The sequence below is a fragment of the Pseudomonas xionganensis genome, from assembly GCF_009763245.1.
Taxonomy (GTDB): domain Bacteria; phylum Pseudomonadota; class Gammaproteobacteria; order Pseudomonadales; family Pseudomonadaceae; genus Aquipseudomonas; species Aquipseudomonas xionganensis.
This window is the reverse complement of the sequence record NZ_WKJZ01000001.1, coordinates 1058498-1083556: the sequence shown is the minus strand read 5'-3', so window position 1 is coordinate 1083556 and position 25059 is coordinate 1058498. Positions and strand designations below refer to the sequence as shown.

21 protein-coding genes and 1 riboswitch are annotated in these 25059 nt (G+C 61.6%); of the genes, 5 read left to right on the top strand and 16 right to left on the bottom strand.

Annotation, left to right across the window (positions count from 1 at the left end; all coding sequences use genetic code 11):
* Positions 1 to 50 precede the first annotated feature (50 nt).
* Positions 51 to 157: riboswitch (TPP riboswitch) on the bottom strand.
* A gap of 209 nt (positions 158 to 366) precedes the next feature.
* A complete protein-coding gene (locus GJV18_RS04900; protein WP_160343584.1) occupies positions 367 to 1815 on the top strand; it encodes a TolC family outer membrane protein in 1449 nt (482 codons plus the stop codon).
* A gap of 120 nt (positions 1816 to 1935) precedes the next feature.
* Here the strand turns inward: GJV18_RS04900 and waaA are convergent, their stop codons facing one another.
* The gene (gene waaA / locus GJV18_RS04895; protein ID WP_160343583.1) at positions 1936 to 3216 is read right to left on the bottom strand and encodes a lipid IV(A) 3-deoxy-D-manno-octulosonic acid transferase; all 1281 of its coding nucleotides are present in this window, start codon (positions 3214 to 3216) and stop codon (positions 1936 to 1938) included.
* An 86-nt stretch (positions 3217 to 3302) separates the two neighbouring features.
* Between waaA and GJV18_RS04890 the strand changes: the two genes are divergently transcribed.
* The 3 genes from GJV18_RS04890 (at position 3303) to GJV18_RS04880 (ending at position 6221) form a co-directional block, all read left to right on the top strand.
* The gene (locus tag GJV18_RS04890) at positions 3303 to 4475 is read left to right on the top strand and encodes an NAD(P)/FAD-dependent oxidoreductase (RefSeq protein ID WP_160343582.1); all 1173 of its coding nucleotides are present in this window, start codon (positions 3303 to 3305) and stop codon (positions 4473 to 4475) included.
* On the top strand, positions 4475 to 5284 hold the full coding sequence (locus tag GJV18_RS04885) for an aldo/keto reductase (RefSeq protein WP_407692332.1): 810 nt from the start codon (positions 4475 to 4477) through the stop codon (positions 5282 to 5284). Before GJV18_RS04890 ends, GJV18_RS04885 begins: the two co-directional genes overlap by 1 nt.
* Positions 5285 to 5345: 61 nt before the next feature.
* Complete coding sequence (locus GJV18_RS04880) at positions 5346 to 6221, top strand: metal ABC transporter ATPase (RefSeq protein WP_407692331.1); 876 nt, start codon at positions 5346 to 5348, stop codon at positions 6219 to 6221.
* A 30-nt stretch (positions 6222 to 6251) separates the two neighbouring features.
* Here the strand turns inward: GJV18_RS04880 and GJV18_RS04875 are convergent, their stop codons facing one another.
* The 5 genes from GJV18_RS04875 to msbA all read right to left on the bottom strand — a co-directional run bounded on the left by GJV18_RS04875 (position 6252) and on the right by msbA (position 13238).
* Positions 6252 to 7460 carry an acyl-CoA dehydrogenase family protein gene (locus GJV18_RS04875; protein ID WP_160343581.1) on the bottom strand — a complete coding sequence of 403 codons (1209 nt, stop codon included), beginning with the start codon at positions 7458 to 7460 and terminating at the stop codon, positions 6252 to 6254.
* A 12-nt stretch (positions 7461 to 7472) separates the two neighbouring features.
* Positions 7473 to 8756: an acyl-CoA dehydrogenase family protein gene (locus tag GJV18_RS04870; RefSeq protein ID WP_160343580.1), complete on the bottom strand. Its 1284-nt coding sequence runs from the start codon at positions 8754 to 8756 to the stop codon at positions 7473 to 7475.
* 110 nt (positions 8757 to 8866) lie between these two features.
* A complete protein-coding gene (gene hldE, locus GJV18_RS04865; RefSeq protein WP_160343579.1) occupies positions 8867 to 10288 on the bottom strand; it encodes a bifunctional D-glycero-beta-D-manno-heptose-7-phosphate kinase/D-glycero-beta-D-manno-heptose 1-phosphate adenylyltransferase HldE in 1422 nt (473 codons plus the stop codon).
* A 295-nt stretch (positions 10289 to 10583) separates the two neighbouring features.
* Complete coding sequence (locus tag GJV18_RS04860; RefSeq protein ID WP_160345987.1) at positions 10584 to 11294, bottom strand: lipopolysaccharide kinase InaA family protein; 711 nt, start codon at positions 11292 to 11294, stop codon at positions 10584 to 10586.
* A gap of 150 nt (positions 11295 to 11444) precedes the next feature.
* Positions 11445 to 13238, bottom strand: a complete 1794-nt coding sequence (msbA, locus tag GJV18_RS04855) for a lipid A export permease/ATP-binding protein MsbA (RefSeq protein ID WP_160345985.1) — start codon at positions 13236 to 13238, stop codon at positions 11445 to 11447.
* A 112-nt stretch (positions 13239 to 13350) separates the two neighbouring features.
* Here msbA and GJV18_RS04850 point away from each other — a divergent pair, with 112 nt between their 5' ends.
* Positions 13351 to 13995, top strand: a complete 645-nt coding sequence (locus tag GJV18_RS04850; RefSeq protein WP_160343578.1) for a lipopolysaccharide kinase InaA family protein — start codon at positions 13351 to 13353, stop codon at positions 13993 to 13995.
* Here GJV18_RS04850 and GJV18_RS04845 read toward each other — a convergent pair whose 3' ends face one another.
* Genes GJV18_RS04845 through waaF form a run of 10 tightly spaced genes read right to left on the bottom strand, consistent with a single transcriptional unit; the run spans position 13996 to position 25001 of the window.
* Positions 13996 to 15465, bottom strand: a complete 1470-nt coding sequence (locus GJV18_RS04845; protein WP_233280071.1) for a hypothetical protein — start codon at positions 15463 to 15465, stop codon at positions 13996 to 13998.
* Complete coding sequence (locus GJV18_RS04840; RefSeq protein WP_160343576.1) at positions 15462 to 16367, bottom strand: glycosyltransferase family 2 protein; 906 nt, start codon at positions 16365 to 16367, stop codon at positions 15462 to 15464. The genes GJV18_RS04845 and GJV18_RS04840 overlap by 4 nt, the downstream gene beginning before the upstream one ends.
* Entirely contained in the window at positions 16354 to 18108 is a 1755-nt protein-coding gene (locus tag GJV18_RS04835) for a carbamoyltransferase family protein (protein ID WP_160343575.1), read from the bottom strand. Before GJV18_RS04835 ends, GJV18_RS04840 begins: the two co-directional genes overlap by 14 nt.
* A gap of 12 nt (positions 18109 to 18120) precedes the next feature.
* Positions 18121 to 19566 (bottom strand): lipopolysaccharide kinase InaA family protein, encoded by a 1446-nt coding sequence (locus GJV18_RS04830; RefSeq protein WP_160343574.1) that lies wholly within the window; start codon positions 19564 to 19566, stop codon positions 18121 to 18123.
* Positions 19563 to 20309 carry a lipopolysaccharide kinase InaA family protein gene (locus GJV18_RS04825; RefSeq protein WP_160343573.1) on the bottom strand — a complete coding sequence of 249 codons (747 nt, stop codon included), beginning with the start codon at positions 20307 to 20309 and terminating at the stop codon, positions 19563 to 19565. The genes GJV18_RS04830 and GJV18_RS04825 overlap by 4 nt, the downstream gene beginning before the upstream one ends.
* Positions 20306 to 21040 (bottom strand): lipopolysaccharide kinase InaA family protein, encoded by a 735-nt coding sequence (locus GJV18_RS04820; protein ID WP_160343572.1) that lies wholly within the window; start codon positions 21038 to 21040, stop codon positions 20306 to 20308. Before GJV18_RS04820 ends, GJV18_RS04825 begins: the two co-directional genes overlap by 4 nt.
* Positions 21040 to 21846, bottom strand: a complete 807-nt coding sequence (rfaP, locus tag GJV18_RS04815; protein ID WP_160343571.1) for a lipopolysaccharide core heptose(I) kinase RfaP — start codon at positions 21844 to 21846, stop codon at positions 21040 to 21042. The genes GJV18_RS04820 and rfaP overlap by 1 nt, the downstream gene beginning before the upstream one ends.
* Entirely contained in the window at positions 21843 to 22964 is a 1122-nt protein-coding gene (locus GJV18_RS04810) for a glycosyltransferase family 4 protein (RefSeq protein ID WP_160343570.1), read from the bottom strand. The genes rfaP and GJV18_RS04810 overlap by 4 nt, the downstream gene beginning before the upstream one ends.
* The gene (gene waaC, locus GJV18_RS04805) at positions 22964 to 23965 is read right to left on the bottom strand and encodes a lipopolysaccharide heptosyltransferase I (RefSeq protein ID WP_160343569.1); all 1002 of its coding nucleotides are present in this window, start codon (positions 23963 to 23965) and stop codon (positions 22964 to 22966) included. The genes GJV18_RS04810 and waaC overlap by 1 nt, the downstream gene beginning before the upstream one ends.
* Position 23966: 1 nt before the next feature.
* The gene (gene waaF / locus GJV18_RS04800; RefSeq protein ID WP_160343568.1) at positions 23967 to 25001 is read right to left on the bottom strand and encodes a lipopolysaccharide heptosyltransferase II; all 1035 of its coding nucleotides are present in this window, start codon (positions 24999 to 25001) and stop codon (positions 23967 to 23969) included.
* Positions 25002 to 25059: the final 58 nt, after the last annotated feature.

Here is a 25059-nt window from a genome sequence, read left to right as displayed (position 1 = left end):
AGCAGGAGCGAAGGCGCACCAGGGGCTGTGCCAGAGGCTCGCCGGCGAACGGGCGAGCACATCTTGTTCCCTACGCAGGCCTTAACCTGATCAGGTTCAACGGGACCCGGCAGCTGCCAATCTCAGCCCCTCACTTGGGGCACCCCGACAAGAACCCGAGCAGTCTAATCAACCCTCACCGAGAAAACCAACTCGCGAGTCAAATTTATCTGACCCATTCGTCGAAAAATGACGCCGCGACAAAACAAGCCCCAGATACGCCATGCCTTGTAGCAATCTACACTGACAACGCCCCAGACAAATCTTGACCCCCCAGGCAACGCCCCTTAGCCTTGCCGATTACCGCCAAATTCAGGACTTCCCTCAATGTTGCGTAGACTCTCTCTGGCGATCGCCCTGGCCTCGGCTCCCGCCGGATTTGCCTGGGCCGAAGAAGCGCCACTCTCCAGCAAAACCGACCTGGTCACCGTCTACCAGCAGGCCGCCGCCAATAACGCCGACCTGGCTGCCGCCCGCGCCGATTACCAGGCCCGCCGCGAAGGCGTGCCCCAGGCCCGTGCCGGCCTGCTGCCCAACCTGTCTGCCGGCGCCAGCATCATGGACAGCCGCACCGATGTCGACTCCCCCAGCCTGACCAGCTCACGCAGCGGAGCCCTGTACCAGGCCAATCTGAGCCAGCCGCTGTTTCGCGCCGATCGCTGGTTCCAGCTGCAAGCCGCCGAAGCCAGCACCGAACAGGCAGCCCTGGAGTTGTCCGCCAATGAGCAGAACCTGATTCTGCAGAGCGCCGAGACCTACTTCGCGGTGCTGCGCGCCCAGGACAACCTGGCCTCAACCAAGGCCGAGGAAGCCGCGTTCAAGCGCCAGCTGGATCAGGCCAACGAACGCTTCGATGTAGGTCTATCGGACAAGACCGATGTACTGGAAGCCCAGGCCGGTTTCGATACCGCCCGCGCCAACCGCATTCTCGCCCAGCGCCAGGTAGAAGACGCCTTTGAGGCCCTGACCAACCTGACCAACGAAGAATTCATCGCCCTGGAAGGCATCGAGCACAGCCTGCCGATTCTGGCGCCAACCCCCAATGACGCCAAGGCCTGGGTCGACACGGCCGCCGCACAGAACCTGCGCCTGCTGGCCAGCAACTACGGCGTAGATGCCGCCGAAGAAACCCTACGCCAGCGCAAATCCGGCCACGCACCGACTCTGGATGCGGTAGCCAGTTACCAGCGTGGCGACAATGACCGCCTGGGTTTTAGCAACTCGGGCAGCCGACTGCCAGGCCAGGATCCTTTTAGTGGCGATGTTGAACAACGCTCCATCGGCCTGCAGCTGAATATCCCTTTGTACAGCGGCGGCCTGACCAGCTCCCAGGTGCGCGAGGCCTACCAGCGTGTCGAGCAAAGCGAGCAACTGCGCGAAAGCCTGCGCCGCCAGGTGGTGCAGAACACCCGCAACCTGCACCGCGCGGTGAACACCGACGTGGAAACCGTGCAGGCGCGCAAGCAGTCGATCATCTCCAACCAGAGCGCCCTGGAAGCCACCGAAATCGGCTATCAGGTCGGCACCCGCAATATCGTCGATGTGCTGGATGCCCAGCGCCAGTTGTACAGCTCGGTGCGCAACTACAACAACGCCCGTTACGACTACATCCTCAACAACCTGCGCCTCAAGCAGGCTGCCGGCACCCTGAGCCCGGCCGATCTGGAAGCCCTGGAGCAGTACCTGAAGTCGGACTACGACCCGGATCAGGACTTCCTCCCGCCGGACCTGGCCAAGGCCGCCGAAGCCCAGCTGCGCGGCAATCTCGACTACTGAGTAGCCTTGGCTCACAAAAAAGCCCGACGCAAGTCGGGCTTTTGCTAACTGATGACGCCCCGTAGGGTGCACCGCGCGCACCATGGGGCTCCCCGGGATTATCGGTGCGCACGGCGCACCCTACATCAAGCGGCGCAGCCCATCGAGCAGCCGCGCCAGCGCGCCCTGATTGGCCTGCATCACGCCCACCCCCGCCTCACGCATCTCCCGCACCGACTCGGGCTCACGCCATAGCCGGGCGACCTGGTGCGCCAGCGCCTGGGCATCGCCCACTTCGACCAGGCCCCCGGCCTCACGCAACTGCGCGGCGATATCAAGAAAATTGAACAGATGCGGCCCGCTCAGCACCGGCTTGCCCAGCGCTGCCGGCTCCAGCAGGTTATGCCCGCCGTTGGCCACTAGGCTGCCACCGACAAAGGCGATATCGGCCAGGGCGTAGAGGAACAGCAGCTCGCCCATGGTGTCGCCCAGCAGCACCTGATCCCCGGCCTGCAACGCCTCTGCGCTGGAACGACGGCGGGTGGCAAGACCCTGGCGCAGGCACAGCTCGTGCACAGCTGCAAAGCGCTCGGGATGACGCGGCACCAGAATCAGCAGGGCCTCGGGCCACTGCCGGAGCAGCTCGGCATGGGCGGCGAGAATGATCTCGTCCTCCCCCGCATGGGTGCTGGCGGCAATCCAGACGGGCCGCGCCTCGGCCTGCCACTGCTGGCGTAGGGCGGTGGCTCGCGCCAATAGCGCGGGGTCGATCTGCAGGTCGAACTTGATCGAGCCGGTCACCGTCACGCACTCCGGACGCGCACCCAGGGCGAGAAAACGCTCGGCCTCAACCTGAGTCTGCACCGCAATCAGGCTGAGCTCGGCCAACATCGGCGCAGTCAGCCCGGAGAAGCGCCCGTAGCCGCGCGCCGAGCGCTCGGAGAGTCGCGCATTGGCCAGCGCCACAGGGATACCGCGCCGGGCGCACTGGTGGATATGGTTGGGCCATAGCTCGGTTTCCATCACCACCGCCAGCCGTGGCTGCACCCGATCGAGAAAGCGCGCCGCCGCCCAGGGCAAGTCATAGGGCAGGTAGCAATGCTGTATCCGCCCGGCGTACTCGGTGCCACCGAACATGGATTGAATGCGCTCGGAGCCGGTGGGGGTCATGCAGGTGAGGGTGATCGGCAAGTCCGGGTAACGCGCCAGCAACTCGCGCACCAAAGGCGCCGCGGCAATGCTCTCTCCCACCGACACCGCATGCAGCCAGATGCCGCCGGGCTTGAGCGGCGGCAAGCCAAGAGCAAACCGCTCGCCAAGGCGCCTGGCATAGGCCGGCGCCTGCCAGGCGCGCCAGGCCAGGCGCCCGGCCAGCACGGGCAGGCCCAGATGAAACAGCAGGGAATAAAGATGTCGATTCATGGGCGCGCAGCTTAAGAGCTGCAAGCTGCAAGCTGCAAGCTGCTTGCCGTTATACTGCGTTCCTTGTTTTGGCCGCGAGCACATCCATGTCCCAGGCTCTGTCTACCGATGTACTGATTGTTGGCGGCGGTATCGCCGGCCTCTGGCTGAATGCGCGCCTGCGCCGCCAGGGCTTCGCCACCCTGCTGCTGGAAAATGCCCGCCTCGGTGGCGGCCAGAGTGTGAAATCCCAGGGCATCATCCATGGCGGCGCCAAGTACGCCCTGCATGGTGCGTTGACCGGCGCATCGGAAGCCATTGCCGATATGCCGAGGCGCTGGCGCGAAGCCCTGAGCGGCAGTGGCGAGCTGGACCTATCTGGGGTGCGCCTGCTCTCCGATGCCCATTACCTGTGGTCGCCCGGCAGCCTAGCCGGCAATATCACCAGTTTCTTTGCCAGCAAGGCCGTGCGCGGTCGGGTTGATCAGGTCAAGGGCGAGCAGCTGCCACCGGCACTGCAGCACCCGAAGTTCAAGGGCAAGGTCTATCGCCTGGCTGAACTGGTGCTGGATGTGCCAAGCCTGATCAGCCGCCTCAGCGAACTGGCCGGAGATGGCCTGCTGGCCGCCGAGCAGATCGAGCCGCTATACGAAGAGGGCGAACTGGTCGGGCTGATTGTCGATGGCCGTGAGATTCGCGCGCAGCGCATCATCCTCAGTGCCGGGCGGGGAAATGCCGAGCTGCTTAGCGCACTCGACCTCAGCCAACCGGCCCAGCAAGTGCGCCCGCTGCATATGGCCCTGGTCAAGGGTCCAACGCTAAAACCACTGTACGCCCACTGCCTGGGCGGCGGGCCGAAGCCGCGCGTGACCATCACCACCCACCCGGCGGCCGATGGCCAGTGGGTCTGGTACCTGGGGGGCGATCTGGCCGAAGCCGAGGGCGTGGCCCGCGATGAAGCGGCGCAGATCCAGGCGGCGAAAAAGGAGCTGAGCGAACTGCTGCCCTGGATCGATCTGTCCAACGCGCAATGGGCGACGCTGCGGGTGGATCGCGCCGAACCGGCGCAATCCGGTCTGGTGCGCCCGGACAATGCCTTCCTGCATGAGCAGGGCGCGCTGCTGGTCGGCTGGCCGACTAAACTGGCGTTAGCCCCTGACTTTGCCGACCGCGTGCTGGCAGCCCTCAGCCGTGACGGTATTCAGCCGGCGCAGCACGCGCCACTGCCTACCTTGCCACGCCCGAGCGTGGCCCCCGCTGTCTGGGAGGAACTGTTCTGATGCATGCCCTGCACAACCTGCATCGCCCACTGGGAACCACCGACCTGCTGGTTTCGCCGCTGGGCCTGGGCACGGTCAAGCTGGGCCGCGACCAGGGCGTCAAGTACCCCAATGGCTTCACCATTCCCGATGATGCCGCCGCCCGCGAGCTGCTGGCCCTGGCCCATGATCTGGGCATCAACCTGATCGACACCGCGCCGGCCTACGGCACCAGCGAAACCCGCCTCGGCCCGCTGCTACGTGGCCAGCGCCAGCAGTGGGTGATCGTCAGCAAGGTCGGTGAAGAGTTCGAAAACGGCCAGTCGCGCTTCGACTTCAGTCCGGCCCATACGCGTTTCTCGGTGGAACGCAGCCTCAAACGCCTGGAAACCGATTTTATCGACCTGGTGCTGGTGCATTCCGACGGCAACGACGTGGCGATTCTGCGTGACAGCGGCGTGTACGAAACGCTGGCCGAACTTAAGCGCGAAGGCAAGATTCGCGGCTTCGGCCTCTCCGGCAAGACCGTCGAGGGCGGCCTGCTGGCCCTTGAGCAGGGTGACTGCGCGATGGTCACCTATAACCTCACTGAGCAGGCCGAATTGCCGGTACTGGACTACGCCGAAGCTCATGGCAAGGGCATCCTGATCAAAAAGGCCCTGGCCAGCGGCCATGCCTGCCTGAAGCCCGATGAGGATCCGGTACGTGCCAGCTTCGAACTGATCTTCGCCCATCCGGCGGCCACCAGCGCCATCATCGGCACCATCAATGCGCGGCATCTGGAACATAACGTGGCCACCGCAGCCGCTGTAATTCAGGATATTGCCTGAGGGCTCAGGCCCGGCGATCTGTGCCAAGCTCTCAGGCCGTGCACACCTGCGAGGAACTGCCATGCCGCGCACCCTAATCCGCAAAGACCCCGGCAGCTTCAAGACCCTGCAGCTGTTCGTCGAGGCCAGCAGCGAAGGGCTGAGTTACCAGGGCATCGGCATGCCGCTGAACTTCACCCAGATGCTCGAACGGCGCCAGCCCGTAACGGTGAGCGACTGCGAACACTTTGCCCTGGAGCTGGCCAACCTGGGAGTCTCGGTGCGCCTGACCCTGCACTGGCAGGGGCGCGACTACTGGGTGCTGGTGCGCCAGCGCCGGGCCGACCGCGGCGACGTGGTGCTCAAGCTGATCTCCGGCTATGTGCCAACCCATGAACTCAACCTGCCGCTGCTGACTGCCATCCAGGAGGTGGCCGAGGAATGCCTGCTGCATAGCCCCCAAGGCTGGCTCAGTGGGCGCTTTGGCGATACCTGGCTGCCCACTCCCTACACCGCAACCCTGAACTACCGCGACGATGCAACCTTCCAGCTCAGCCCTCTATCCGGTGCGGCACGCCCGGTGCAGGCCGGCAAACTGCCGCTGCTGGAGCGGCCGCGGGCCTATGTGCACCTGCCCACTGCCTCGCTGCAGCTGGTCTATGACCTGCATCTGCAACTACCCAAGGACATCCGGCAGCTCAGCCTGCACCATGTGGACGAGCGCCTGGAGCAGGGCCAACTGGTCGCCCGTCTCGACCCAAGACGACCCGACCTGTATCTGCTCCCCCTGGAGCAAGGCCACCCTACCGCCGAGCTGCTGACCCTGAGCCAGGGCCAGCTGCAGCCTGCCAGTACCCGCGGCCTGTGGCTGGCGGAAAGCTTCGCCCCGCAACAGGGCTGGCTGGTGGCGGATGAGCGTATTCGCTGGAAGGACTGGCTGGCCCAACAACGCCTGTAGCCCTTGCTCCTGCAGGTTTGCCGAAAACCGTTACCTCAACTCGCTGGAACTCTTGCCCAGCAACCGCCGCGCCACGATCAGCAACTGGATCTGCTGGGTGCCCTCGAAGATGTCGAGAATCTTCGAATCCCGCGCCCACTTCTCCAGCAACTCATCCTCGCCGTAGCCCAACGCGCCGGCCAGCTCCACGCACTTGAGTGTCACCTCGTTGGCCACCCGCCCGGCCTTGGCCTTGGCGATGGAGGCTTCCTTGGAGTTGGGCAGCTTGTTATCGGCCATCCAGGCGGCCTTTAGGGTCAGCAGGCGCGCGGCTTCCCATTCGGCCTCCAGGCGATACAAGCTCGCCTCGGCATGGCTGACGCTGAGCAGCGGCGCGCGGTAATCGAGCTTGCAGACTTTCTTCAACAATTCACGAGTGCGGTCCAGCGAGGCCTTGGCCACCCCAACCGCCATCCCGGCAACCAGCGGGCGGGTGTTGTCGAAGGTTTCCATCACCCCGGAAAAGCCCTTCTGCACATCAATTTCCGGGTTTCCAAGCAGGTTGGCTGCTGGCACGCGGCAATCGCTGAAGCTGATCGCGGCGGTGTCCGAAGCCTTGATCCCGAGCTTCTTTTCCAGACGGGTCACGGTCATGCCCGGTGTGCCGTGCTCCACCACAAAGGATTTGATCGCCGCGCGGCCGAGGCTCTTGTCCAGGGTGGCCCACACCACCACGGCATCGGCACGTTGGCCTGCGGTGACGTAGATCTTCTCGCCGTTGAGCACGTAGTGATCGCCATCCTTGATCGCCGTGGTGCGGATCGCCGCCGAGTCCGAGCCGCAGCTCGGCTCGGTAATCGCCATGGCTGCCCAGGTGCCGCCGAAGCGCGCCAGCTGCTCATCGTTGGCCACCGCCGCAATCGCCGCATTGCCCAGGCCCTGACGCGGCATAGCCAAGAGCAGGCCGACATCGCCCCAGCACAACTCCATCACCCCGAGCAGGGCCGACAGATTGCCGCCATTCTTGATGCCTTCCTGCTGCTCGCGGGCCGCACCGCGCTTGCTTGCGGAGGTGGCCCCGATGGCTTCCGGTGAGCCGGCGTTCATGCCATCGAGCAGCGCCGCGAGCAGGTCCAGCTCCTTGGGATAGGCGTGCTCGGCCTTGTCGTATTTACGCGAAATCGGCCGGAAATAGTTTTCCGCCACCTGATGGGCCTGATTAACCAGGCCACGGAATTTCTTTGGGGTTTCCAGGTTCATGTTGAGGCGCCCTTAAAGCTGGAGACCGCCGGCCATAATCGCCAGCGCACGCAAATCGCGGTACCAGCGCTCGGCTGGATGTTCTTTGGTAAAACCGTGGCCGCCGAGCAACTGCACGGCGTCGGTGCCGATCTTCATGGCCTTTTCGCTGCACAGCAGACGCGCCAGATAGGCTTCGCGCTGGAACGACAAACCCTGCTCGGCCCGCGAACACGCGCGCCAGACCATCAGGCGCATGGCGTCGAGCTCCACGGCCATATCGGCGACCATAAAGGCCACGCCCTGGCGATGACTGATCGGCTCGCCGAAGGCCACGCGCTCGTTGCAGTACGGCACCACATAATCCAGCGCCGCCTGCGCCGTGCCCACGGCCAGGGCACACCAGGCCAACCCGGCGTAATCGAGAAAGCTCTGGTAGTTGAAATGCTCAGCAGCCAAGCGCGCCTCAACCAGCACCGTCACGCCATTGAGCCGCACCCGCGCCGTGCTGCCGGCCTTCAGGCCCATGGCCGGTTGTGGGCTGCGCTGCAGACCTTTGGCACCGGCCCCGACCATAAACAGCGCCGGGCCATCCGCCGCCTGCGCCGCGACGATCAGGTGACTGGCGTCCAGCCCGCGCAGCACCAGGCTCTTCTCACCACTGAGCACATAATGTTTACCGCGTTTGCGCGCACGGGTCGCCAGCGTGTGCGGGTCGAACAGCGGTGTCGGTTCATTCACCGCAATGGCCATCACGGGCGCGGGCTCTTCAGCGACAAAGGCCGGCAGCCAGCGCGCCTGCTGCGCAGCATTGCCCCAACGGCGGATGCAGTTGGCTGCCGACAAGGGCACCAACAAAGCTGCTGCCAGGGACAAATCGCCCTTGCCCAGCGCTTCGGCAATCAATGCATTGCTCAGGGTGGTGCGCTCCCCCGCCATGCCGCCCTGAGCCTCGCTCACCGCATAGTGCGTCAGCCCCAACTCGTGCGCCTGGTTGAGCAACGCCGCCGGCAGCGCAGCCTGTTCATCGGCATCCTGGGCGAGCGGGCGCAGCGCTTCACTGGCGAAGGCTTCCAGCATCTCCACCAGCATCTGCTGCTCATCAGACAGGGACAGATCGAACAAGGCATCCGGGTCAGCCGGGCGCGGCAATTTGGCGACTTTGCCTGCGTGCTGCGCCGCCGCGCGAAAGCTCGCACGACTGCCGGTGTAGATCAGTTTTTCGAAGGGTTTGCGCAGCTTCAAACGGTCCGGCCAGTCAGCCTGGGCGACTCGATTCAGCACTGCCAGGGCACGGCCCTGTACGTCGGAACTCATGGCATCTCACTCCATACGGGGGATACCAAGGATCATGCGCGCGGCCAGGACAAGCGCCTATGACCGCGCCGACGCGCATGACTGGCAAAGCAGCCAGTCAGTGTGGAGAGTTACTTGCTGCGGATCTTCTCGACGATGGCCGTGGTCGAGCTGTTTTCCACCAGCCCCAGCACGCGAACTTCGCCACCATAGGCGCGGACGATATCACCGCCCACCACGCCCTCGATGCCGTAATCCCCGCCCTTGACCAGCACGTCCGGCTTGACCGCCCGAAGCAGGTTTTCCGGGGTGTCCTCGCTAAAGCTCACCACCCAGTCCACCGCGCCCAGGCCTGCCAGTACCGCCATGCGTCGGTCCACCGAGTTGATCGGCCGACCAGGGCCCTTCAGGCGGCTAACCGAGGCGTCATCATTGACCGCCAGCACCAGACGATCACCCTGGGCACGGGCCTGCTCCAGGTAGGTGACATGGCCGGCATGCAGGATATCGAAGCAACCATTGGTAAAGACGATCTTCTCGCCATGGGCACGGGCATCCTCGATGGCTACCAGCAACTGCTCAAGACCCAGCACGCCGCGCTCGGAACCGGCCTCACGCTGGATCGCCCGACGCAGTTCAGGGGCGCTGATGGCGGCGGTGCCCAGCTTGCCCACCACAATACCGGCGGCCAGATTGGCCAGGGCCACGGCCTGGGGCAATTCCTCCCCTGCGGCCAGGGAAGCGGCCAGGGTGGAGATCACCGTATCGCCGGCGCCGGTCACATCGAATACTTCCCGGGCCCGCGCTGGCAAATGCAGCGGCGGCTGCTGCGGACGCAGCAGGGTCATGCCATGCTCGCCACGGGTCACCAGCAGGGCCCCCAGCTCCAGTTCGCTCATCAGCGCCGCGCCCTTGGCCACCAGCTCGGCCTCGTCACGGCAATGCCCGACTATGGTCTCGAACTCATGCAGGTTGGGGGTGATCAGGCTGGCGCCACGGTAGATGGAAAAATCCTTGCCCTTGGGGTCGGCCAGCACCGCGATGCCCTTGCTGCGCGCCAGCTGCACCAGGGTCTGGTGATTGCGCAGCGCGCCCTTGCCATAGTCCGACAGCACCAGCACCTTGATCCCGGCCAGCTGCGCTTCGACGCTGGCGGCTAGTTGCGCCGCATCGGTGTGAAAGGGCTCCTCAAAATCCATGCGCAATAGCTGCTGATGCCGGCTCATGACCCGCAGTTTGACGATGGTCGGCTGATTCTCGATGCGCTGAAAATGGGTGGTCACCCCGGCCGCCTGCAGACTGTTACCCAGGCTCTCAGCCGCCTCATCGGCGCCAGTAACCCCGACCAGCACAGCCGGAGCGCCCAGGGCGGCGATATTCAACGCGACGTTGCCCGCACCACCAGGGCGATCCTCAATCTGCTCGACCTTGACCACCGGCACCGGCGCCTCCGGGGAAATCCGCGAAGTGCCGCCATGCCAATAGCGATCAAGCATGACATCGCCCACCACCAGAACGGCGGCCTGGTCGAAACGCGGCATGGATAATTTCATGGAGACTCCGGCAAGCACTGAAAATTGCCGCGCATCATAGCATTTGTCAGCCGCAGACCGCCTATTCGGAGAGCTTGCGCACAGAGAGCTGCCACCTGCACCTTTCTGCCAGCTAACGTGCTCGTATGCAGGTCTTGTTCAGGATGGAGCACAGCCATCCCTGTAATAAAATCGCCACACGACCACCAAACTAGAGCCAGCCTGAACGCCGCCTTTACAACACCAATAGGCGTCGTTATCTGCGCACGGCAAAAACGCAGCAAGGTCGTATCAGACTGCAAGAGGCGCGGAGGGCTCAACCGTGCTTGGCAACCCTGGGCAGAGAGGCGCCATAGCTGCTCTGATAGCCCATCAAGAAACGTTCCCAAAGCGCATCGCTCATTTCCAGGCGACGCCTAGATTGCTGCAGATCGTGTCGCGCAGCCTGACTCGCAAAAAAGCGACGGCGCGATTTCTCAAGATCCAAAAGCGCCACTTCCGGGCAGCCGTCAGTGACACGCACAAATACATGCTTAAGGCGAATACAGCCATGCTGCCAGCGCCCGCTGTTCAGGCGACCAATCACCCGGCCTACTTCCTCAATGATCCTGCCATGTAATGCCTCCCCCCAGGCGCTCTCGGCCCCCTCGGCATAATGTTCCTCAAGGCTTCTGTAACCATCAAGCCCTTCGGTCACCAGCAGAGCCTGCCAGCCGTCAGAGGTCTTTCGACAGGCTGCGTAAACCAAGGGAGGCACCGCCACATCTAACTGGTGGAGTGCTAGCAACGCTTCACGTTCGCGCATCACAGTCGGGTAACCAAGCGGGTGGCGCAAACTGCGATAGATATGACCATCCTGCTGCTTGCGATAGAGCACCTTCCCTGACTCGGTGTAGATGCGCTTTACACCGCTCATACCTCCGCGACGTACATTGGGCTCTTCAACCCAATCACCATCCACCTCCAACCAACGGGAAAAAGCTTCAGCTTCAGGTAGCTGAGTTAATACTGCTGTGTTCGCAAGCATTACACCCCCCAAAAAAGGCAGAAAAGAATCCGGCATCTCGGCGCACCAAGACACGACGTTACTTATCTCTGGCCAACCCCGGACAATCCCAAAACGATCATCGCGAAAGTCCACCCCGAGAAAGGCACCGCATCTTTATGCAGAGGAAACCTACTCGTCATCTTCATCCTTGAACTGCTTGGCATGCAGCCGTGCGTAATAACCATTAAGCGCCAACAGTTCGTGATGGGTTCCGCGCTCGACGATACGCCCTTGATCCATTACCAGAATCAGGCCGGCCTTCTCGATGGTCGTCAGGCGGTGGGCGATGACCAGCGTCGTGCGCCCCTGCATGACCCGATCCAGCGCAGCCTGGATATGCCGCTCCGACTCGGTATCCAGCGCCGATGTCGCCTCATCCAGAATCAACAGCGGTGCATCCTTGAGCAATGCGCGGGCAATCGCCAGGCGCTGACGCTGCCCGCCAGACAACAGCACACCATTCTCGCCCACTAGAGTGTCGTAACCCCGAGGCATCTGCTCGATAAACTCTGCAGCATAGGCCGCTTCGGCCGCACGCTGAACGTCGTCCAAAGGTGCGCCGGCAAGGTCGCCATAAGCGATGTTATTGCCGACCGTGTCATTGAACAGAGTCACATGCTGGGTCACCAGCGCGATATGACGACGCAAGTTGCGCAGGGTGTAATCCTCGACATCCACCCCATCCAGCAGAATCTGGCCATGTTCATGGTGATAGAAGCGCGGAATCAGGCTTGCCAGAGTGGACTTGCCACTGCCTGACCGGCCAACCAGCGCGACCATTTGCCCAGGTTCGGCTACAAAAGAAATATTGCTCAATACCGGCTGCTCGGTTCCTGGATAGCTGAAGCTCAGATTGCACACTTCCAAACGGCCACTGACCCGTTCAAGTTCCTTGGTACCACGATCGATTTCTGGCGCCTCATCGAGCTGTTCGAAAATACTATCAGCCCCCGCCACACCTTTCTGAATGGTTGAACTGACCTCGGACAACTGGCGTATCGGCTTGGGTAGCAGCCCCGCCAAAGTAATGTAAGCAACAAGATCGCCGGCACTGGCATCGCCGCGCAGCAGCAGAACCAGGAACATCAGCACGGCCATGGCGCTATAGATCACCAACTGCAGGCTAGGGGTGTAGACCGCATTGGTCTTGACCATTTGCAACTGCTTCTGCCGATTGGCCATGCTGGCTTCGCCGAAACGTTCCTGCTCATAGGGCTCACCGCCGAAACTGCGCACAACGCGATAACCCTGAATGGTTTCGGATGCCACATGGGTTACATCACCCATGGCTACCTGGATTTTCTTGCTCTGCTTGCGAAATTTCTTGCTGGCACTGACCACCATCACCCCGATGATGGGCAGGATGGCGACCATCACCAGAGTCAGCTTCCAGTTCATCCACAGCAGGGTGGCAAACAGGAAAATCACCGTCATGCCCTCGCGCACCACGACCTTGATCGCGTCTGTGGCCGCGCCGGTGACCATGGTCACGTTGTAGGTAATACGGGAGATCAGATGCCCAGAGTTGTGATTGTCGAAATAGCGATTGGGCAACGTCAGCAGGTTGTTAAACAGCGTCACCCGCAGATCGTGCACTAACCCAAGAGATACCTTGGCCAGAAAGAAGTTACCCAGGAACGAGCCAACCCCCTGCCATAGCGCGATAAACACGATCAACAGCGGCACCACCTGCAGCAACTGCAGATCCTGCAGATAAGGCACATCCGGAAACAGGCTGGCCGCAGGGTTGGCGAGGCCGTCGACAAAGTACTTAAGCATGTAGCCCAGCATGGGCTGAGTGGAAGCAAAGATCAGAAAGCCCAGAATACTGATCATAAACAGGCCAATGTAAGGCCGAACATAAGTCAGCAGACGTAGGTAGATCTTCAGACTGGAGGGCGATGACTGGTTGGACTGGCTCATGGAACTCGCCGTGGCAACAAAAGAAGGGCGCGAGTGTAACACGAGCCTATTTTGCCGCCGCCCCGGCATGCACTCTCGGTTAGACTATGCGACCCCGAGGTTAGGTGGCCCTATGCAAGCACTGTCAAAAGCCCATTACGAAGAACTGCGTCAGAACGCCTGCGTGCTCGAAGACGACAGCCACGGCGACAAGGTGCTGCGTCTGCAGGACGGCAGTTTTCTCAAATTATTCAGACGCAAGCGCTGGCTCACTTCCGCCGCACTATGGCCCTATGCCGCCCGCTTCGCCAGCAACGCCCAGAAGCTGCAACAGTTGGGCCTGCCTTGCCCGCAGATCATCAACACCTACCGGATCTGCGCCATCGCTCGCGACGCCGTGCATTACCAGCCGCTGGCCGGGCGCACACTCCGGCAACTGGAAGAGGAAGAGCTCAACCCGCAGCTCTTCGGCGAGCTGGGACGTTTTATCGCCCAACTGCATCAGCAAGGTATCTATTTCCGCTCACTACATCTGGGCAATATCGTCTTAACGCCGGACCACCGACTGGGGCTGATCGATATAGCCGACCTGCAGAAGAGTGCGCGCGCGCTGGGTAGGCACAAGCGCCTGCGCAACTTCCGCCACCTCAGTAGAGACAGGAAAGACCATCAGCTACTCACCAGCCCACAAGCCGAGGCCTGTTTTGTTGAGTACCTGCGCCATTCTCCGCTGCGCATGGATGCCCAGGCGCTGCGGAGCCACTTGCTGGCACGCTGATCAGTTGCCGATAACCAACACGGTATCCTTCTTGCGGTTGGCGAATTTCTCGATCACCCGCAGATCATGCTGCTGCAGCCATTCCAGCAGCCACTGTTCGTCACCATCAGCTTCAATCACAAAGTAATCGTAGCGTTCACGGTACGCCTCGCTCATGGCCATGCGCGGCGCTACGCCGCGCTTGGGATAACCGCGCCCGGCGTGGTAGGCGATACGCGAGTCTTCGTAATAGATCGAAGCAGCAGGATCCAGGTTCGCGCCAATCCAGCGACCACTATCGACATAGTGGGTTTTCTTCGCCGACAAGGAAATCACGTTATCCAGCATCACCAGCAGAGCAACAAACGCCAAGGCCTTGCTCCAGCGTGGGAACTGCTGGGCAAACCAGGCAAAAGCTATGACCGCAGCCGGAACAGCAAGCATATTGAGGAAGCTGAGGTAACGGGCATTCATAAACAACTGCTGGATGTAGAACAGCATGATCACGACGAAGTAGAACAGCAGCGTCCAGACGAAAGGCTTGTAATCCTGAACATACTGTTTGACTGCGGCACGCCCCTGGCTAAAGAAAAACGGCACCAGAAAAGGCCCAAACAGCTTGAGGAACTTCAACAACACGCTGCCCAGCAAGCCGAAGAACAGCACCTCGCCCCCATCATTGGCCGAGAAACGATGCATGACGGTTTCGCCCAGCAGATCAGCCTTGGCCTCAAAGCCTTTCTGGATCTGTCGTGGGTCCAGCATCTCGGCATAATCCGCCAGGCGCCCCAAGGATACGTTGGCGACCAGCAGACCAATAACACCCGCCACCACCAACAGCAGCGGCAACAGATTAAGCTGAATAAATGTGCGCAAGCCGGCGAACGAACGCAGCAGGCTCAACTGCCAGACGGCCAACGCCGGCATCAGCAACACCGCCTCCATACGAAACAGGGCGGCCAAGCCAATAGCCAGCTGAATCAGCACACCACCGGTCCAGCTCGGCCGCTGCGCCCAGCGCATGGCTTGCCACAATGCCAACACACTAAAAAACCAGAAGCCAAACTCGCGCAACACATCGCCGCGAAAGCTGTTGAACGCCGGCATTGCCAGGACAACCAGGCACGCCCAATAGCCAGCCTGTGGCGCACGCTGAAGGGTGATATCCACCAAAAGCGCACAGGTACCCGCCATAAACAACGCACAAAGCAGATAGGCGAGCGCCTCAGTTGGAATACCGGTCAGCCCATGCAGGCTACCCAGCAGTACCGAGAACCAGGGCCAGTTGAACCGATCGAAGGCGGCCGCCAATCCAGACTCCAGAAAGGTCGCCGCTATATCCACATAGAACGCACCATCCTTACCGATGGTGACCTCTCCCATAACCGCCACCAACGACAGCAACAAGCTGCCGAAGAACGCCAGCTGAACGGGCGACACAACACGCAAACGCGCCAAAAGTCCGTGCATAACCTCTCCCCGATTGATCATGCCTGCATCATCAGACGCAGGGCTTTACGCAAATAGCTCCAACCCAGCGCCTGCACCGGTGCCCGCTTGAATGCTGCTTTATAGAAATACCGCGCCTGCTCTGCTTCACCTGCCAGCAATGCCGCCCGGAACAATGACAGATAACGCTGAGCTTCATAACGCGCCTTCAGCGGCTGGCAACTGGCAGGCAGGCTGGAAAATACGTGGTGCACCATCTCCACCACATAGGCCTCACCGTTGGTACGGCTGTGGCGCAAACTATCGGAGTGTTTGTAGATACGCACCAACGGCTGCGTCGTCAGCGCCACCGGCGCACTGATCAGCAAAAAGGCGAATACCGCAATATCCTCGCCATTGCGCAGGCTCTCTGGATAGGGCCTCTGCATCAACAGGTCACGACGAAACATCGAACAGCCATGGGAAATGGCAATCCGCTTCTCCAGCAAGTACTGTCGAATCAACTGATCAGCCGGCGCTGCCGGGACGGCCGTAGGCATGCGCTGGCGCTCCCGGCCATCCTCATATACCGAGACATAGCCCCCGAGCAACATGCCGGCCTCGGGGTGATGCGCAACCATCTGGCGCAAGCAGCTCAGGGCATCAGGTAGCAGCTCATCATCGGCGTCCAGCATCAGGGCATAACGGCCGTTGGCCTCGCGAATGCCATGATTGCGGGCACTGGCCGCACCACCATTTTCCTGCTCGATTATCCGTATGGCCGGATAGCGCCCCTGATAATCGGCCAGCAGCGCAGAGGTCTGATCGGTCGAGCCATCATTGACCACGATCAACTCGACATCATCAGCCAGCTGCGCAAGCACCGAATCCAGCGCCCGAGGCAGCAGATGAGCGTAGTTATAAGCTGGAACGATGACGCTAATTAGCGTCTCAGGCCTGCTCATACCAATCCTTGCCGTCCTTGACCACGAGGATGTCTTCCATGATCAGGTACTGCAGGTCGGAGCCATAGAACATGTTCAGCGCATCGGTGGGCGAGCAGATCATCGGCTCGCCGCGACGGTTGAGCGAAGTATTCAGCGACACGCCGTTGCCGGTGAGCTTTTCCAGCTCCAGCATCAAATCGTACCAACGCGGGTTGTATTGGCGCTCCAGCACCTGGGCGCGGGAGGTGCCGTCTTCGTGCACCACTTCGCTGACCCGGGTTTTCCACTCTTCATTGACTTCGAAGGTGAAGGTCATAAAGGGGCTGGGGTGATCGACCTTGAGCATCTGCGCCGCCACCGTGTCGAGCATGGACGGGCAGAAGGGGCGCCAGCGCTCGCGAAACTTGATCTGTTCGTTGATGCGATCGGCCACGCCGGGGATGCTCGGGCAACCGATGATGGAGCGACCGCCAAGGGCGCGCGGGCCGAATTCCATGCGCCCCTGGAACCAGGCAACCGGGTTGCCATCGACCATGATTTTGGCGATGCGCTCGGGAGTATTGTCGATGCGCTTGAACACCGGTTTGCTCGGATGGCGGGCGCAGGCAGCGATCACGTCTTCGTTGGAGTAGGACGGGCCGAGGTAGACGTGCTCCATCTTCTCCACCGGCACGCCACGCTTGTGCGAAACGTAGGCGGCAGCGCCCACCGCGGTGCCGGCGTCGCCGGACGCGGGCTGAACGAACAGCTCTTTTACATCATCGCGGGCGATGATCTTCTGGTTCAGTTTGACGTTCAGCGCACAGCCGCCAGCAAAGGCAATCTTGCCGGTTTCTTTAAGAATATCGCCGAGATAGTACTCCATCATCTGCAGCGCCAGCTTCTCGAACAGCGCTTGCATGCTGGCGGCGTAATGGATGTAGGGGTCGTCGGCGATATCGCCCTGGCGCTTAGGCCCCAGCCATTCGATCAGTTTCTTGGAAAAATAGAAGCCTTTGCCATTTTCTTTATAGCGGCGCAGGCCGATCACGTTGGCGTATTCGGTGTTGATGATCAGCTCGCCGTTCTCGAACGAGGCCAAACGGGAGAAGTCGTACTTACTGGCATCGCCGTAGGGCGCCATGCCCATGACCTTGAACTCACCGTCGAGCATCTCGAAGCCGAGGAATTCGGTGATCGCGCCATACAGACCGCCGAGCGAATCCGGATCGAAAAATTCCTTGATCTTGTGGATCTTGCCGTTCTCGCCATAGCCGAAGAAGGTCGTGGCGTACTCACCCTTGCCATCGATGCCGAGGATCGCGGTCTTCTCCTTGAAACCCGAGCAGTGATAGGCGCTGGAGGCATGGGCCAGGTGGTGCTCGACCGGTTCGATCTTGACCTTCTTCAGGTCGAAGCCCAGTTGCTGCAGGCACCACTCGATGCGTTTCTTGTAGCGGTAGTAACGGCGGTTGCCCATCAGAATGGCGTCCAGCGCACGATCCGGGGCGTACCAGTAGCGCTTGGCATACTGCCAGCGGGCCTTGCCAAACAGGCTGATGGGCGCGAAGGGAATGGCCACCACATCGACGTCGGACGGCTTGATCCCGGCCTGCTCCAAACAGAACTTGGCCGACTCGTAGGGCATGCGGTTCTTCGCGTGCTTGTCGCGCACAAAGCGCTCCTCTTCCACAGCCGCGATCAGCTTGCCGTCGATATACAGGGCGGCGGAGGGATCATGACTGAGGGCGCCGGACAGGCCGAGAATGGTCAATGCCACAGGTAGAAGCCTCTATTTCGGGCAGGTGCCGGGCACCTGCGGTAAACGTTGATCGAGCAGCTGGTACAAGGCGGAATCCGCCGGCCAGTTGCGTAAGAATCGGGCGCGGTCGCGGGCATAGGCCCGGGCGAAGCTGCGCGCACTGCGGTGTTGCTGCATGGCATCCAGATCGATCAGCGACCAGGTGCCCCGCTTATCGTCCCAGAACAGGTTATGCCCCTTGAAATCTCCGTGGCTGATGCGCTCGCGCAGCAAAGCGGCGAACAGGCGATCCAGGGCGATTAGCTCACTTTCCGGGGGTGATGCCTGCAAGTAACCTTGAAAACGCGCGATTATATCCTGCCCACCGCAATATTCGGTAATCAGGTAAGCACGTCCGCGCAGCCAGCACCAACGCTGCTCCATAACCGCCAGGGGCTGCGGTGTGGCAATTCCGAGAAACTGCAGCCGATGGCCCTCGCGCCAGCTGTGCCAGGCTCGACTGGGGCGCCAGAAGCGCTTGAGCCAATGAGCAGCACCTTTGATGTTGTAGCGTTTGAGCACTACTGCACGCTGCCCCAACGCAACCTTGGCCACAGTCGCCGAACCACCGCCTTTGAGCAGCGGAACCTCCTCCAGCAGTTGATCAGCACGCGCCAGCAAAGGCTCAATATCCGGCGCCTGATCGCGGCGCATTACACGCAAACCAAAGGCTCCAACTCTTGCACTGAACAAACTGCACTCTCGCACGGTCTTGCGCAGGAAATCACGTAAGCGCCAGCGACGCACCTTGGCCACCTCACTGCGCAGCGCCTCCAGCGGCAGAGCATGCTCACCATTGACCAGCAGGTAATGCACTAGCAATTCTTCGAGGTAGGCTTCCAGTCCCGACGGCAATTGAGCAAAGAAAATTCCCAGATTCTCCAGAACCCTCTGCTGTGACAACGACTGACCTGGCACCTCGGCCTGCACCCCGCCACCATCAATTACAAACAACTGCCCGCCGCTGAGCAGCAAGTTATCCAGATGCAGGTCGGCCTGCCACAACCCTTGCCGATGCAGGCTTGCGATAGTGCCCAGCGCTTCTCCCAGAACCTTCTGCTGAGCATCGCAATACAACGGCAGATCAGCGACTGCTGACCAGGCACTCCAGAGGCTCTCAGCCGCTTCCAGATAGTCAAATAGCAGCCACCCCCCCTCGCCTGCATGCATACCGTGGGTCAACAGCTGCGGAGTATTCAAGCCCTGCTCGGCCAACCAGCGAACGCCCTGCAACTCGCGTTGAAAGTGCCGCACAGCCTTGTTGCCAACCAGCAGTTTGGCCACCACAGGCCGACCGCCCCATTGCGCCAAACCGACATAACGCTGGCCCGGCAGCACCCTGAACAAACGAGTAAGCAGTAGCGGCTGACCATCCAGATCAAGGCTCATGGGCAGCACCGGAGTGCGCGCAGCTTTGGAAAGCTCAGCCAGAGTCAATGCCGGGAATCCTTATACGAGCGACGCACGTTCAACCGCTGCAACCAGTAGTCCGGATGCTCGCCTGCTGGCAGATAGGCCGCCAACAGCACACGCACCTGCGCTTCACCCCAGGCGCTGGCACGACGCAGCAACGGCTCCAGGTCGCGAATCCGATCAGCCCGCCCCAACAACAAGGGACGGGTTTTCTCCAAATCAATCAACTGGGCACTGTACTGCCCAGCATGCTCCATGAGAAATACATGCTTGGGATAGAAGCAACCATGCATCTGCCCCGCCTCATGCAACCGCCGCGCAAGTAGGCCGCAGGCCTGAAGAATCGCCGTCTGCTGCCTAACATCGAGGGTGTGCCAGTCCTTCAACAGGCTCCACAGGTCTTGCCAGCCGTCCAACGCCTTGGTCAGCAGTATCGCTCTGTGCTCACCCTGCTCGCGACGCTGAGCGAAGAAAACAGCCTGCAAGGCAGGGATACCCAAATTTTGATATCGCTGAATATTGCGAAACTCACGGGCAAAGGTGGGTTCCCCGAAAGGGTGCAAAAAACCACGGGTCAAATGATTGCTTTGACGTTTGAGGTAAAAGGCTGCCTCTCCCAAGTCCAAGCGATAGACACTACTCCAGCCCCCTCGCTCGGTGTTGGGCTCATCCACCGCCTCTAGCCTCAGGGCCCAGAGCGCAGAAAAACTGGCCAGGCCATGGTGCTCAAGCAAGGCGCGCTCTTGCTCGGCAATAAAATCACTCATTCACGCCCCTCAAAAAAACCGACTATTTGCCGAATGCGGCGTTTATCTCCGGCAGTCAGTCGCACACGTCCGCAGTACTGCAAATAGAAGCGCAGGCGCTGCGTTTGAGAAAGCTTCTGTTTGCCAACCTTATCCAGGCACGCCAGATCTTTCACGATGCGGTAGCGCAAGGCAGGCCCCCACCAAAAGGAACCACCCGGACAATCGATCAGAAACAATTCGCTCCGGTCATTGACCAGCAGATTTCGCCATTTCAAATCATTATGGGTGAAACGATGGCCATGCAACGTTCGGGTGGCCAGCGCCAGTTGCCGGCTGATTACATCGACCCATTGCCGATCACCCAGGCGGGGATCATCGTAGCGAGCCATACGACCCAGGTCTTCGGTATTGATCAGTTCGCGAGTAATCAACGCGCCTCGTTCGAAACACCCCCATCGCCGTTCCAGGCCATAAGCAACGATGGGGGCGGTGGCGATTCCCCACTTAGCGAAATATTTGAGGTTCTGCCATTCCGCCTTGATTCGCGGCCGCCCCAAGTAGCGACGCAAACCTTTGCCGCCACTCCAATAGCGCTTCACATAGTAGCGCACACCCGCTCGCTCCAGCAGTATCACCTCGGACATTGGATCCTTGGTCAGGCGCTCACCCTGCAGGGCGAAAACAGCTTCAAGGCTGCCAAATTCAACTGCCAAATCCCCATAGTCCGGTGCCAGAAACCACGACGCCATCAGAGCAGCCCCCCGTAGCGCTGCTTGCGCTCATAGAGTTTGCCTGCCTTGTACTCCAAGTAACGCAGGAAGCGCTGCTCGTCCGCCAGAATCTGCCGCAGCGGCAACTCGAAATATCTGCGCAGAAAGCGCAATTTGTCACGCGAAGTTAAGCCAGTCTCCAGCACCGAATAGTAGAGCGCCGCCAGATCCTTGTCCCGCCAACGACGTGGCACCTCGACACGACACTGGGCGCGGTGCAGGTCGATCAGCGACAGGCGCAGGTTATCCGCCGTCACCGCCTGATCGGTGTGCAACAAAAAATGGCAGATATAGCAGTCGCGGTGGTTGACCCCGGCGCGGTGCATGCGTCCGACCATGCTCGCCACTTCCTTGATCAGCGCCCACTTCAGTCGCGGCGCGGGCGGCTGATTGGCCCAGTTCAGGCTTAGCTGCTCCAGGTCGGTGGTTGGGGCCAGTTCTTCGGTGACGATAAAGGAGTGCTGCGCCGCCGGGTTGGCGCCGCGCTCGCCATAAGCCACCGCCGTCATGGTCGCCACCCCTGCTGCAGTCAGGCGCTCGATGGCCTGCCATTCCTGACGGGCGCCGAGCACCGGCAGTTTGGCTGTCAGCAGGTTCTTGGCGATCTCGCCCCAGCCAATGCCGCGGTGGATCTTGACGAAATAACCGCGCCCGGCCACTTCGGTGCGCAGGGTGCGGCGGCCTTCCAGTTCGCGGTACACCTCGCCCTGCAGCGCCTCCACGGCGACAAAGGGGTCCTGCCCGGCCCACAGCGATTTAAAGGGTTCAGCCAACATCAGCTTCATGAGCGCGCCGCCAGGATAATGTCCGCAGCATGCTGCGGCATGGAATACAGATCGGCGCTGTCGGCATAGGCCAGGCCATTGCGCGACCAGAAGGCGCGGCGCTGTTCGTCGGCAAGCATATCGACCAACAGATGGTTGAGCCGCTCCTGCTCGAAGGGGCTGGCCAGCACACGGCCAGCATCGGCCTCGGCGATATAGTGGGCATAGCCACAGACATCGGTGACCAGTACAGGCAGACCTGAGACCAGAGCCTCCAGCAGAACGGTGCCGGTGTTCTCGTTGTAGGCCGGGTGGATCAGCAGGTCGGCACCCAGCATAAAGCGCGGGATGTCACTGCGGCCCTTGAGAATTTCGACCTGCTCGGCAACACCCAGGGTCTTGGCCTGCAATTTGAAGGCACGCGGATCGTCCTGACCGATGGCGATCAGCCGCGTGCGTTTCTTGAGCTCGCGGGGCAGCGCGGCCAGGGCCTTGAGGCTGCGATCCAGGCCCTTGGTCTTGAAGCCGGAACCGATCTGCACCAGCAGCAGGTCGTCATCCGCCAGCTTGAACTCGGCGCGAAATTCGGCGCGAATCTCGGCCGCATTGGCCGGCGCACGGCGGTCAAAGGCGATACCAGGCGGCAGCAGGTGAAAGCGCTGCAGCGGGGTGTGGTAGTGCTTGATAAACAGCGGCTGCTGCACCTCGGAGATCATCAGAATCTCGGTTTTGGACTCAGGGGCAAACACTGCCCGCTCATAGTCGGCAAAGTGCCTGTAGCGCCCCCAGCGCTTGTACAGCGGGTTGCGCAGGGTCTGCGCCTTGTCTTCATAGCAGCCATCGGCGGCGTAGTAGACGTCCAGGCCCGGCATCTTGTTGAAGCCGATCACCCGATCCACCGGGCGCTGGGCCAGATCGGCCTTGATCCAGGCGGTCAGCTTCTCGTTACGCTTGTGGTTGAACAGCGCCTTGACCGGCACTACCACCACCTCGAAACCGGCTGGCATCTCGCCTTCCCAGATCGGCGTATAGACGCGGATGGCATGGCCGCGCGCCTGGCACTCCAGGGCAATACGCATAAAGTCGCGCTGCAGGCCACCGAAGGGAAAGTACTTGTACAGGATAAAGGCCAGTTGCATCAGACAGCTTCCTCGGCCAGCAGCAGGGCCTGCAGTTCGTGGGCGACTCGTTCGGCGTCCAGGCCCTCGAAGCAGGGCTTGTGCCGGTCACCACAACCAGCATTGGGTCCCGTGGCGCACAGGTGCACCTGGCCGCGACCATAGGCGCCGACCCGGCCCGGCAGGGTCGGGCCGTAAAGGGAAATGCTCGGCACATCCAATGCCGCCGCCAGGTGGCCCAGGCCGGTGTCCACCGCCACACAGGCGCTGGCCCCGGCGATCACCTTGGCCACACCAGCAAGATTCAATTTGGGCAGCACCGCAGCGTTTTCAATGCCGGAAGCGATACGCTCGGCACGGGCCTTTTCGCTTGCATTACCCCAGGGCAGGCGAATGGCCCAGCCCTGTGCGCTCATACGCTCGGCCAGGGCGCGCCAGTCGGCTTCCGGCCAGTGCTTGCTAGCCCAGGTGGTGCCATGCAGAAACAGCAGATAGGGCTGCGCCGCACTGTCGGCCAGTTGCGCGCGATTCAGACCATAGTCGCCCAGGCCTGACGGCACGGCATAGCCCAGGGCCTGGGCAAACAGCTGGCGGGTGCGTTCCAGGGCGTGCTGATCCCGGGCTACGGCGTAGCGCCGGTCATAGAAATGGCTGGCCAGGGGCTCGCGGGCCGAATCCCGATCCAGGCCAGCCACCGGCCCCTGCACATAGCGGATCAACCAGGCGCTTTTCAGCAGACCCTGGGCATCGATCACCAGATCGTAGTGGGTTTCGCCCAGACGCTGCTTGAAACGCTTCCACTCGCCGTTCTTGAGGGTCTGCCAGAGGTGCTTGCGCCAGCGGCGGATGGCCACCGGTATCACCTGGGCCACGGCCGGATGCCAGGCCGGGATCTCGGCGAAACCCTCCTCCACCACCCAGTCGAACTGGATGCCGGGAATGGTCCGGGCCGCATCGGTCAGGGCCGGCAGCGTGTGGATTACATCGCCCAGCGACGAGGTCTTGATCAGCAAAACGCGCAAGCTATTCGACCTCGACCGGGTCGGCCACCAGGCGATCCAGCGCCTCGATCACCGGGCGCGGCTTGAGCTGGCCCAGGCAGTCGTAGTGACCGAAGCGGCAGGTGCGCTCGAAGCAGGGGCTGCAATCCAGCCCCAGGCGCACGATTTCCACCTGCTCGGCCAAGGGCGGGGTGAACTGTGGCGAGGTGGAGCCATAGACCGCCACCAGCGGGCGATTCAGCGCGGCAGCCACATGCATCAGACCGGAATCGTTGGACACCACGGCGCCCGCGCAGGACAGCAGGTCGATGGCCTCGGCCAGACTGGTTTCGCCAGCCAGATTGCTGACCTCCTCACGCAGGCCGGGAATCAGCCGTGAACGGATATCCTCACCCACTGCATGATCGTTTTTCGAACCGAATATCCATACCTGCCAGCCGGCGCGGATCTTCAGCTCCGCCACCTTGGCATAGTGCTCGGCCGGCCAGCGCTTGGCCTCGCCAAACTCGGCGCCCGGGCACAGCGCCAGCACCGGGCGATCCAGTTCCAGGGCGAACTTGCCCAGGGCGGCGTCACGACTGACCGAATCAATCTGCAAGGCCGGGCACGGATAGGGCTGGGGCAGCTCGGCGCCCGGTTCGAAGGCCAGGGCCATAAAGCGCTCGATCATCAGCGGATAGCGCGCCTTGTCCAGCTTGCGAATATCGTTGAGCAGGCCGAAGCGCATCTCGCCACGCCAACCGGTGCGCATGGGGATATCGGCGAAAAACGGCACCAGGGCGGATTTCAGCGAGTTGGGCAGCAGAATCGCCTGATCATACTGGCCAGCCAGAGACTTGCCGATCTTGCGCCGGGTGGCGAGATCCAGCACGCCATGCCCCAGGGGAAAGCTCAGGGCCTGGCGCACCTCGGGCATGCGCTCGAGAATCGGCCGACTCCATTCCGGGGCCAACACATCGATCAGGCATTCGGCATGGCGCTGCTTGAGACACTGAAACAGCGTCTGCGCCATCACCATATCACCGACCCAGCTGGGCCCAACGATCAGAATTCGCATGGTTTTTCCACAAATGCGCAGGGAGGCTCACGCCTCCCTGTCATGGCCTTGAGTAGCC

What these genes read in the sequence shown, in the direction of transcription:
- GJV18_RS04900 (WP_160343584.1), top strand. Translation starts at nt 367, where the DNA reads ATGTTGCGTAGACTCTCTCTGGCGATCGCCCTGGCCTCGGCTCCCGCC.
- waaA (WP_160343583.1), bottom strand. Translation starts at nt 3,216, where the DNA reads ATGAATCGACATCTTTATTCCCTGCTGTTTCATCTGGGCCTGCCCGTG.
- GJV18_RS04890 (WP_160343582.1), top strand. Translation starts at nt 3,303, where the DNA reads ATGTCCCAGGCTCTGTCTACCGATGTACTGATTGTTGGCGGCGGTATC.
- GJV18_RS04885 (WP_407692332.1), top strand. Translation starts at nt 4,475, where the DNA reads ATGCATGCCCTGCACAACCTGCATCGCCCACTGGGAACCACCGACCTG.
- GJV18_RS04880 (WP_407692331.1), top strand. Translation starts at nt 5,346, where the DNA reads ATGCCGCGCACCCTAATCCGCAAAGACCCCGGCAGCTTCAAGACCCTG.
- GJV18_RS04875 (WP_160343581.1), bottom strand. Translation starts at nt 7,460, where the DNA reads ATGAACCTGGAAACCCCAAAGAAATTCCGTGGCCTGGTTAATCAGGCC.
- GJV18_RS04870 (WP_160343580.1), bottom strand. Translation starts at nt 8,756, where the DNA reads ATGAGTTCCGACGTACAGGGCCGTGCCCTGGCAGTGCTGAATCGAGTC.
- hldE (WP_160343579.1), bottom strand. Translation starts at nt 10,288, where the DNA reads ATGAAATTATCCATGCCGCGTTTCGACCAGGCCGCCGTTCTGGTGGTG.
- GJV18_RS04860 (WP_160345987.1), bottom strand. Translation starts at nt 11,294, where the DNA reads ATGCTTGCGAACACAGCAGTATTAACTCAGCTACCTGAAGCTGAAGCT.
- msbA (WP_160345985.1), bottom strand. Translation starts at nt 13,238, where the DNA reads ATGAGCCAGTCCAACCAGTCATCGCCCTCCAGTCTGAAGATCTACCTA.
- GJV18_RS04850 (WP_160343578.1), top strand. Translation starts at nt 13,351, where the DNA reads ATGCAAGCACTGTCAAAAGCCCATTACGAAGAACTGCGTCAGAACGCC.
- GJV18_RS04845 (WP_233280071.1), bottom strand. Translation starts at nt 15,465, where the DNA reads ATGATCAATCGGGGAGAGGTTATGCACGGACTTTTGGCGCGTTTGCGT.
- GJV18_RS04840 (WP_160343576.1), bottom strand. Translation starts at nt 16,367, where the DNA reads ATGAGCAGGCCTGAGACGCTAATTAGCGTCATCGTTCCAGCTTATAAC.
- GJV18_RS04825 (WP_160343573.1), bottom strand. Translation starts at nt 20,309, where the DNA reads ATGAGTGATTTTATTGCCGAGCAAGAGCGCGCCTTGCTTGAGCACCAT.
- GJV18_RS04820 (WP_160343572.1), bottom strand. Translation starts at nt 21,040, where the DNA reads ATGGCGTCGTGGTTTCTGGCACCGGACTATGGGGATTTGGCAGTTGAA.
- rfaP (WP_160343571.1), bottom strand. Translation starts at nt 21,846, where the DNA reads ATGAAGCTGATGTTGGCTGAACCCTTTAAATCGCTGTGGGCCGGGCAG.
- GJV18_RS04810 (WP_160343570.1), bottom strand. Translation starts at nt 22,964, where the DNA reads ATGCAACTGGCCTTTATCCTGTACAAGTACTTTCCCTTCGGTGGCCTG.
- waaF (WP_160343568.1), bottom strand. Translation starts at nt 25,001, where the DNA reads ATGCGAATTCTGATCGTTGGGCCCAGCTGGGTCGGTGATATGGTGATG.